Here is an 8,161-nt window from a genome sequence, read left to right as displayed (position 1 = left end):
GGGCGTACGCCGATGCTCGCGTTCGTGGCGAACGCTGCCCGCATCTGCGAGACCTCCGCGGAGGGCACGGGGCTCTTCCGATCTGCGGGCGCGCGCGGCGGCGCGGCTGGAGGCCGAGGTGCCGGCGCCCGAGGCGGTGCGACCGGAGCGGGCAGCCGCGGTGGACGTGGCGGGGCCGGAGGAGCCGGTGGCCGCGGCGGGAAGAAGAACGACAAGCGGGGCAGCCAGGACCAGGACTGGCAGGCCGACTACAGCGACGACTGGACCGAGACCGCAAGCGACGTCTTGGACCCGAACGCGTCCCGCGGCTGGGCCCCGAACGCGCCGCAGGGCGACGGGTCCGGCACCGACAAGAACGGCCGCAAGCCCTAGCAGGCCGAGCAGTTCGCAAATGAGTCGCCGCCTCTCCACGGTCAGCATGCCGTAGATGGAGGCGGCGGCTTGGCGTGTCGGGGGCGAACGAATTTTCGTTCGCCCGGTTCGGACGGACGCCGGCGTAGACGGGAGCCGCTGAGCACGTAGGCCTGGAACGCGACCGACGGTCAGGCGACCTTGTTCATCTCGCCCGAGTGCTCGATGACCTCGTCGAGCTGGTGGCGAGCGTCGGGGTGGTTGTGGAAGCGCTTGTAGGAGTACGCCAGGACGCCGAGGGCGATGCCGCACGACGCGAGCAGCGTGATGCCGGTCCAGGTGCCACCGAGCAGCCAGAAGGTCGCCTCGAGCGGCCACCAGTGCGGGGCCGGCGGGCTGATCAGGAAGACGATGCCGACCGCAGCGATGGAGAGCGCACCGAGCGTCGACAGGATGATCCGCGGCCAGGTCTCCACGCCCTCGGCAGCCCCGCGCAGAGCTCGGAGACGGACCGGCTCGACGTAGCGGCGAGCCCACGCGTACTGACGGGAGAGCACGGCCAGACCACCGAAGAGCATCAACAGTCCGGGACCCGGCAGCACCATCGCGGCGATCCCGGCGACCACGAGCAGCCACCCGACCGTCTCGAAGGCGAGCCGCTTCGCTGCGGCTCCTGCGAGGGACTTCATGCCCATAGCCTGCCATTCCGGGCCAACTCCGAGAACAGCCAGGCGGATTTTACTGGCGTTCATGCGGCCAAGTCGTACTTGACGCCCTCCGGGCTCGGGAAGGTCAGCCACAGCACCGCGAGGACGATGTCGCCGACCACCGGCACGATCAGGACCAGCTGCCACCACCCGGATCGGTTGATGTCGTGCAGCCGGCGCGTGCCCAGCGCGATGGTCGGAACGAACGCGGCGAGCGCGTAGAGACCGACCACGACGCTCACCACCTCGTCGCGCGCCAGCACCACGACGATGAGCATCAGAAGGTTCACGAGCATCGGCCAGAGCAGCTCAGTGCGACTGGCGCGACCCGAGAATGTCGCGTACTTCTTCCAGAACCGCGTGTACGCCTCGGTGATCGAGGCAGCACGAAGCGGCTGGTCCAGGGGGATCGTCACGGGCAGAGACCTTAGGTGGGCGAGATCGGCTACGTAAATGTCTGCCCGGGCATATGTCCCAAATCCGGGCAAAGTTCATCTTCCCGCAGGAAACAGACGCAGACAGAAACAACAGTGGCGGCGTACGGAAAGAGATTCCGTACGCCGCCCCGGTCTCGACAAGCTCGACGAGCGAAGAAACGTCAGGCCTGAGCGGCCTCGTCGATGGCAGCGGCCACGCGCTTGTGGGCCTCCCAGATCTCCTCGGGCAGCTTGAACTGCTGGAGGTGCTTCTCGCGGAAGCCCATCTCCTGCCGCCAACGCTTCAGGTCGAGGGTGAGGATCCGGTCGAGGTCGCGCTGCGGCAGGTCGAGGCCGCGCAGGTCGAGCTCGTCCTCGGTCGGGATGACGCCGACGGGACTCTGCTGGCCCTTGACCTCACCCTTCTTGAACTGCAGCAGCCACAGCAGCGCGCGCACGTTCTCGCGGTATCCGGGCCACAGGAAGTGACCGTCCTCCGCGTCACGCTGGAACCAGTTGACGTGGGCGAAGACCGGCTTGTCGGTGGCCTCACCGATGATCTTCAGCCAGTGGCGGGCGTAGTCGCCCTCCTCGTAGGCGAGGAACGGGCGCATCGACATCGGGTCGTAGCGCAGCACACCCTCGAGACCGTCGGCCGCGGCGGTCGCCTCGGCGCCCAGGGTGAGGCCGTCGTAGACGCCCTCGGCCACGTCGGTGATCGCCCGGATCAGCGGCTCGCGGTCACGGGTGCGGCCACCGAAGATGATCGCGTCGATCGGCACGCCGGCGGCGTCGTCGAAGTCGGGCGCCGCGTTGGGAACGTGCGAGATCGGCGTGGTGAAGCGGGAGTTGGGGTGGGCCCACGGGTCGCCCAGCTCGTCGTCGATCCGGTCGGCGATGCGCTCGCCCTTCCAGTCGATCCAGCCGTCGAGGTCGTCCGGGTGGTGCTTGGTGAGCCCCTCCCACCAGACCTCCTGGGTCTTCTCGTTGTAGGCGACGTTGGTGAAGATCGCGCCCGAGCCCGGCAGGATCGCCTGGACGGCGCCCGGGTTGGTCTTCTCGTTGGTGTCCTTGGCGACGCCGAAGACGCCGTTCTCCGGGTTGAAGGCGCGGAGCTTGCCGTCCTCGCCGACCCAGATCCAGGCGATGTCGTCGCCGTAGAACGTGACCTCGTAACGCTCACCGAGGGCGTCGGGCGAGAGCGTCATCGAGAGGTTGGTCTTGCCGGAGGCGGACGGGAAACCGCCGACGACGTGGAACTCCTCGCCGGACTCCTTGTCCTTGATGCCCAGCAGCAGGAACTGCTCGGCGAGGAACTTGCCGGAGGCGCGGCCGTCGTAGCAGGCCTGACGCAGGCCGTGGGCGATCTTGCCCAGCAGCGCGTTGCCGCCGTAGGAGGAGCCGTAGTGAAGGATCGTGCGCTGGTCGGCGACCGTCGCGAACAGACGCTGGTCGTCGTCGGTGCCCTGACCGAGGTTGGGCAGGTCGCCGGTCACGTGCACCGCACGGACGAAGGAGCTCGGGTCTGCGAGATCGTTGATGTAGTCGATGCCGACGCGCGCCATCCGGATCATCTGCTGCACGACCGGGCGGCTGTCGGTGAGCTCGACACCTGCGGCGTACGCCTCCAGGGGCGAGCCGACCGGAGCCATCAGGTAGGGAATGACGTACATCGTCTTGCCCTTCGAGGCACCGGTCATGCGCTCGGTGAGCGTCTTGACGGTCTCGTCGGCAGGCTTCCAGTTGTTGTAGACGCCCTTGTCCTCCGGGTTGGAGGTGGCGACCACGGTGCGCTCCTCGGAGCGCGCGGTGTCCTTGCTGTAGGAACGGCTGTAGTAGCGGCCGCCCGTGACAGGGAGCAGCTCGCCGGCCTCCAGCGACTCCTGAAGGAGCCGCTCGTCGTCGGCTGCGCTGACGACCTCGATCCGCTCGGCCCCGGTCACCCCTGCCCAGTAGGAGACGTACTCCCGCACATGAGGATTCGTCAGCCCCGCCTCATCGAGGACCTTGTCCACGTCAACCATTCCGACACCCTTCAAAGTTTCGCCGATTGCAGGCACGTTACCCCAGTTGAAGAGGGCTCCAACCGGGGTACCGTGCACCAGAGTGGGTCATCGATCACGAGCCTGGACAATTGATCGATCCAACCGCAGGCGATGTTCCGACAGCCGGTCCTGAGACCCTCGTAACCCCATGTTTAAGTGACAAAGGACTCATTTCGGCGACCGGTCCGTAATGTGGATGTGACGCCTGATGTCGCACCGTGACACGGATTACATCTAGGATTTCGCAAGTGATCCCCCAACACACATTCGTTGAATTGTTTCAATCGCCGAACGGGCCAGAGGCCGGCTGATGGAACTCATTCTCGGGACCTTCGCCGCCTCCTTCACCGGAGGCCTCTTCCCTGTCATCAACTTCGAGACCTACCTCGCGGTGGCCGCCTCGAACCTGACCTTCTCCGCCCTGATCCTGGCTCTGGTGGCAGGAATCGGCCAGACCAGCTCCAAGGTCGTCTGGTACTACGCCGGCCAGGGCACCACCGCCCTCCCCTTCGTCCGCAAGAAGATGGCGTGCGAGAAGTGGCAGCTCCGGATGGAGAAGTGGGAGCGGCGTACGCAGGGACGACCCGCCTACGCCGGCGGGCTGCTCGCGGTCGCCGCCCTCAGCGGGCTTCCGCCCCTCGCGATCCTCGCGGTCATCTACGGCACGCTCAAGGCCAACCTGATGCTCTTCGTCGCGATCACCTTCGTGGGGCGCGTACTTCGGTCCTGGATGATCCTGGAGGCCGCCGCGTTCGCGTGGGTTCGGGCCTGAGTCGGTGGCCGCGGGGGCGAGATGCTCTCAGTGTCGCCAGCCGTGCCGCATAGAATCCGGCTATGTCGCAGCCTGCTGGATTCATCGGTGTCACCGCCAACCTCGGCCTGAAGGAGGGCGCTGACGACTTCGCGGTCGTCGCCGCCCCCTCAGGCTCAGTCACGAGCGCCGCGGTCTTCACCCGATCCCGCTTCGCCGGCGCCTCGGTGCTGCTCTCCCGGTCCGCGGACGTCTCCGCGTTCCGCGGGATGGTGACCGTCTCGAAGAACGCGAACGTCGCGACCGGCCCGACCGGCGAGGCCAACGCAGCGGAGGTACGCCGCCTGGCGGCCGAGGTCGTCGGCGTACGCCCCGAGGAGCTGCTGGTCGCCTCGACCGGGGTGATCGGTGTGCAGTACCCGATGGACGTGCTCACCCCCGGTCTCGAGAAGCTCGCCGGGACCGCCGTCGAGGCCGACTTCGGGGCCGCCGCGGCGGCGATCATGACGACCGACACGGTCGCCAAGATCGAGACCCGGACGGTCGGCGCAGCGACGATCACGGGGATCGCCAAGGGTGTCGGCATGCTCGAGCCCGACATGGCCACGATGCTGACCTACTTCTTCACCGACGCCGCGGTGCCCGCCGCCGATCTCGACGCCGCCTTCCGCCGGGTCGTCGACCGCACCTACAACGCCGTCTCGATCGACACCGACACCTCCACCTCGGACACGGCCGCGATCTTCGCCTCCGGAACGGCAGGGGCGGTAGATCTCGGTGAGTTCGAGGCCGCGCTCTACGACGCCGCGCTGGCACTGGTGAAGAAGATCGCCTCCGACGGTGAAGGCGCCTCCAAGCTGATCACGGTCTCGGTCGGCGGCGCCCGCGACGACGCCCAGGCCAAGCGGGTCGGCAAGGCCATCGTCAACTCACCGCTGGTCAAGACCGCCGTCCACGGCGCCGACCCCAACTGGGGCCGCGTCGCGATGGCCATCGGTAAGCTCCATGAGGAGACCGACATCTCCCCCGAGCACGTACGCATCGCCTTCGGCGGCACCGAGACCTACCCCGCCCAGGTCTCGGCAAATCTATTGGCAGATTTGTCGACTTATCTTTCCGGGGATGATGTGTCGATCGAGGTCGACCTCGGCATCGCCTCGGGCCAGTTCACGGTCTACGGCTGCGACCTCACCGACGGCTACATCCGCATCAACGCGGACTACACGACCTGAGGGTCCTCGGCGGAGGTGGGGGTGGGTGGATGTTGACCGAGGTAACTCGGTGAACACTCACTCCCCGCGCGGAACTCCACGAACAAGGCGACCGCTCACCGACGTACCTCGGCGGACATACACCCTCGGGCACGTCGGCGTCGGGGTGGTTGCCGTTGTGGACCTCGACGGCCAGGGGCAGGTGGTTGGCGGGCAGGCATACGGGCGGATGCTCACCGAGGTAACTCGGTCAACATCCCCCGCACCACTCCCCGACTACCCGACCCGCGCCGTCCCACCGCCGGCATCGCTGAGAAGGGCTGAGGCGCGGCGTACGACGAGCTCGACCACGTCCGGATGCGGCCCGATGACGTCGGCGACGGTCTCGGCGCCGGCGGCCTCGGCGCGGACCCGGACCATGTCGGAGAAGAAGCCGGGGGCGAGCAAGTAGGGTGAGACGGCGTCGCCGGGGCGTACGGCCTCGGTGACGGGTGGAGCGCCGGAGCCGGAGACGGTGGCGACCCGGACCGGGCCGCCCCACGCGTCCTCCAGCATCAGGCCGGCGGCCGCGATGTCGGCGCTGGCCGCGGGGTCGTTGGAACCTGCGGCGACCAGGACCACCGGCCGGCCCGGCGAGACCCCCGCCGCGACCAGCCGGGATGCCTGCGCGGACGCGAGCAGCGGGTCCGGCCCGAGGGCACGGCCCATGGTCACCGGGAGTCCTTCGGCGGCACGCGGCAGGTCGACGTTGATGTGATAGCCGGTCGAGAGCAGCAGCGGGACCACGACCGACGGCTGGCCGTCAGCCAGGACGTCGGTCAGCAGCGGCTCGCAGAGCTCGACGTACGCCGCTTTCGACTCCATCCCCAGCATGCGACCGGCGCGCTTGGCGATGACCGAGGCGACCGCGTTGCCGAGCAGCTGCCGGGTGCCGTGGGCGACGACGACGAGTCTCATGAGGCCACCGCCAACCGGTAGCCGCGCTTGACGACGGTCTGGACGGCCTTCGTCCCGAGTGCGGACCGGAGCCGGGCGACCGCCATCTCCACGGCGTGCTCGGATCCGGCCGTGCCCGAGGGCAGCATCGCCAGCAGCGCCGGGCGGGAGACGACGTTGCCGGGGATGGCGACGAGCGCGCTCAGGACCGCCGCGGGGGCTGGCGAGAGCTTCACCTCGGCGCCGTCGAGGATCACCGCGTCGTCGTGCAGCAGCAGCTGGTGACCCCCGGCCAGCTCGATCAGCAGGCCCTCGCGGCGCAGCGGCAGCTCGGTCTCGAGCATCTTGACCAGGGCTGCGGTGCGGGAACGGTCGGGAATCATCGTCGGCACGCCCCACATCTCGAAGGCGGCTGCGGTCACCGGCCCGACACAGGCCGCGACCACGTCGGCCTGGAACGCCGCGACGACCTCGTCCCGGAGGCCGACCGACCCGGCCGCCTGCATGAACGCGGCCACGGCCGGTGCGGAGGTGAAGGTGACCGCGTCCAGCTCGCCGTCGGCCAACGTCTCGACCAGCCGGAAAACCGGCTCCGGATCGGCCGCCGACTCGACCCGGTAGACGATCACGTTGATGACCTCGGCGCCCTGCCGGGTCAGCGCGTGCGCGACCATCGAGAGCGACTGCCCGTGCTCCTGCACCACGATCCGCTTGCCGGTCAGGTCGCGACCCCGCAGGTGCTCCAGGACGTCGTCGAACTCCTCCGACTCGGGCGCCCACAGCTCGCGCAGCCCGCGACGCCGCAGCGCCCCGACCGACTTCGGGCCGCGCGCCAGGATCTCGGCGCTGCCGAGCGTCGCCAGGAGCGGCTCGATCAACCCCCACTCCTCGGCGGCGTCGAACCACGCCCGGGTCCCGATGCCGGTCGTCGCCAGGAACATGTCGACGCGTTGACCGATGATCTGCTCGGTCACTGCGCGCAGCGCACCGGCGTCGACCCGGTTGGGGTCGACGGAGAGCGCGGGCGCCCACACCACGTGAGCGCCACGCCTTTCGAGCAGCTTGATCTGCTCCTCGGCCTTCCGCGCGGCGGTCACCCCGACGCGGAAGCCGCTCAGCGCGCCAGTGTCCACATCTGCATCGTAGATCTCCTGCGCCTCCTGCACCGCCATGCTTCCACCTTGCGGCAGCCGGATTTCGGCGTACGCGGGCTGCTCGAATCGCCTGCGCTAACTTTCCCTCACGGCCTCACGGCTCTACAGCTCGACGATTGGCCCGGAGTGGCCGCTCGCGCTCTCGCCCGTCTCGCGACTCCACCGGCCGGACAGGCCGGCGCCGATCAGGAGCGCTCCGACGGCCGGCAGCAGGACGCCGTAGTAGCTGAACACGCCGTACTGGAGTGCCTGGATGCCGACGAGATCCGTCAGGTTCCACAGGATCTCCTGGGAGAAGAGCGAGATCAGCCCGAACCCGCCGTAGACCGCCCCGGCGACGATCGGGCCGATACCGGCGATGCTGCCGGCAACCGCCACCACGAAGAGCAACAGCACCCCCACCAGCACCAGGGCGACACCGACGACGGAGGTGTCGAGCCTGACGGCGTCGATGGCGTGGCGATATCCGCCGGTCATCACCAGCGCGAGGCCGAGCGGGGTCAGCGCCAGCGACACGACCACGCTGACCCAGCGACGCGTCTGCCATGGCATGGCGGACACCTTGGCCTCGAGAACAGGAACGCTCATGA

Annotated in this window: 9 protein-coding genes; 3 read left to right on the top strand and 6 right to left on the bottom strand. The window is 68.6% G+C overall.

The window, feature by feature from the left end; translation table 11 throughout:
* A partial coding sequence (locus ABZZ22_RS22350; RefSeq protein WP_354936076.1) for a hypothetical protein occupies positions 1–372 on the top strand: 372 nt, incomplete at its 5' end.
* A gap of 170 nt (positions 373–542) precedes the next feature.
* On the opposite strand, the gene ABZZ22_RS22345 is transcribed toward ABZZ22_RS22350, so the two are convergent.
* From ABZZ22_RS22345 to ABZZ22_RS22335, 3 genes are all read right to left on the bottom strand, one after another.
* Positions 543–1,040 carry a PGPGW domain-containing protein gene (locus ABZZ22_RS22345; protein ID WP_354936070.1) on the bottom strand — a complete coding sequence of 166 codons (498 nt, stop codon included), beginning with the start codon at positions 1,038–1,040 and terminating at the stop codon, positions 543–545.
* Positions 1,041–1,099: 59 nt separating this feature from the next.
* Positions 1,100–1,474: a DUF805 domain-containing protein gene (locus ABZZ22_RS22340; RefSeq protein WP_354936067.1), complete on the bottom strand. Its 375-nt coding sequence runs from the start codon at positions 1,472–1,474 to the stop codon at positions 1,100–1,102.
* A gap of 182 nt (positions 1,475–1,656) precedes the next feature.
* The gene (locus tag ABZZ22_RS22335) at positions 1,657–3,498 is read right to left on the bottom strand and encodes a phosphoenolpyruvate carboxykinase (GTP) (RefSeq protein WP_354936065.1); all 1,842 of its coding nucleotides are present in this window, start codon (positions 3,496–3,498) and stop codon (positions 1,657–1,659) included.
* Positions 3,499–3,829: 331 nt separating this feature from the next.
* Between ABZZ22_RS22335 and ABZZ22_RS22330 the strand changes: the two genes are divergently transcribed.
* Positions 3,830–4,291 carry a hypothetical protein gene (locus ABZZ22_RS22330; RefSeq protein WP_292653083.1) on the top strand — a complete coding sequence of 154 codons (462 nt, stop codon included), beginning with the start codon at positions 3,830–3,832 and terminating at the stop codon, positions 4,289–4,291.
* A 62-nt stretch (positions 4,292–4,353) separates the two neighbouring features.
* On the top strand, positions 4,354–5,502 hold the full coding sequence (argJ, locus tag ABZZ22_RS22325; RefSeq protein ID WP_354936062.1) for a bifunctional glutamate N-acetyltransferase/amino-acid acetyltransferase ArgJ: 1,149 nt from the start codon (positions 4,354–4,356) through the stop codon (positions 5,500–5,502).
* Positions 5,503–5,757: 255 nt separating this feature from the next.
* Here argJ and ABZZ22_RS22320 read toward each other — a convergent pair whose 3' ends face one another.
* The 3 genes from ABZZ22_RS22320 to ABZZ22_RS22310 all read right to left on the bottom strand — a co-directional run bounded on the left by ABZZ22_RS22320 (position 5,758) and on the right by ABZZ22_RS22310 (position 8,159).
* On the bottom strand, positions 5,758–6,438 hold the full coding sequence (locus ABZZ22_RS22320; protein ID WP_354936059.1) for a CbiX/SirB N-terminal domain-containing protein: 681 nt from the start codon (positions 6,436–6,438) through the stop codon (positions 5,758–5,760).
* Positions 6,435–7,589, bottom strand: coding sequence for a uroporphyrinogen-III synthase (locus ABZZ22_RS22315; RefSeq protein ID WP_354936056.1), 1,155 nt, complete (start codon positions 7,587–7,589; stop codon positions 6,435–6,437). Before ABZZ22_RS22315 ends, ABZZ22_RS22320 begins: the two co-directional genes overlap by 4 nt.
* 84 nt (positions 7,590–7,673) lie before the next feature.
* Positions 7,674–8,159 carry a hypothetical protein gene (locus tag ABZZ22_RS22310; protein ID WP_354936053.1) on the bottom strand — a complete coding sequence of 162 codons (486 nt, stop codon included), beginning with the start codon at positions 8,157–8,159 and terminating at the stop codon, positions 7,674–7,676.
* Between the last annotated feature and the right edge of the window lie 2 nt (positions 8,160–8,161).

Origin of the sequence: Nocardioides sp. NPDC006273, from assembly GCF_040613495.1 — a bacterium.
GTDB lineage: Bacteria > Actinomycetota > Actinomycetes > Propionibacteriales > Nocardioidaceae > Nocardioides.
This window is presented reverse-complemented; position numbering and strand designations above follow the sequence as displayed.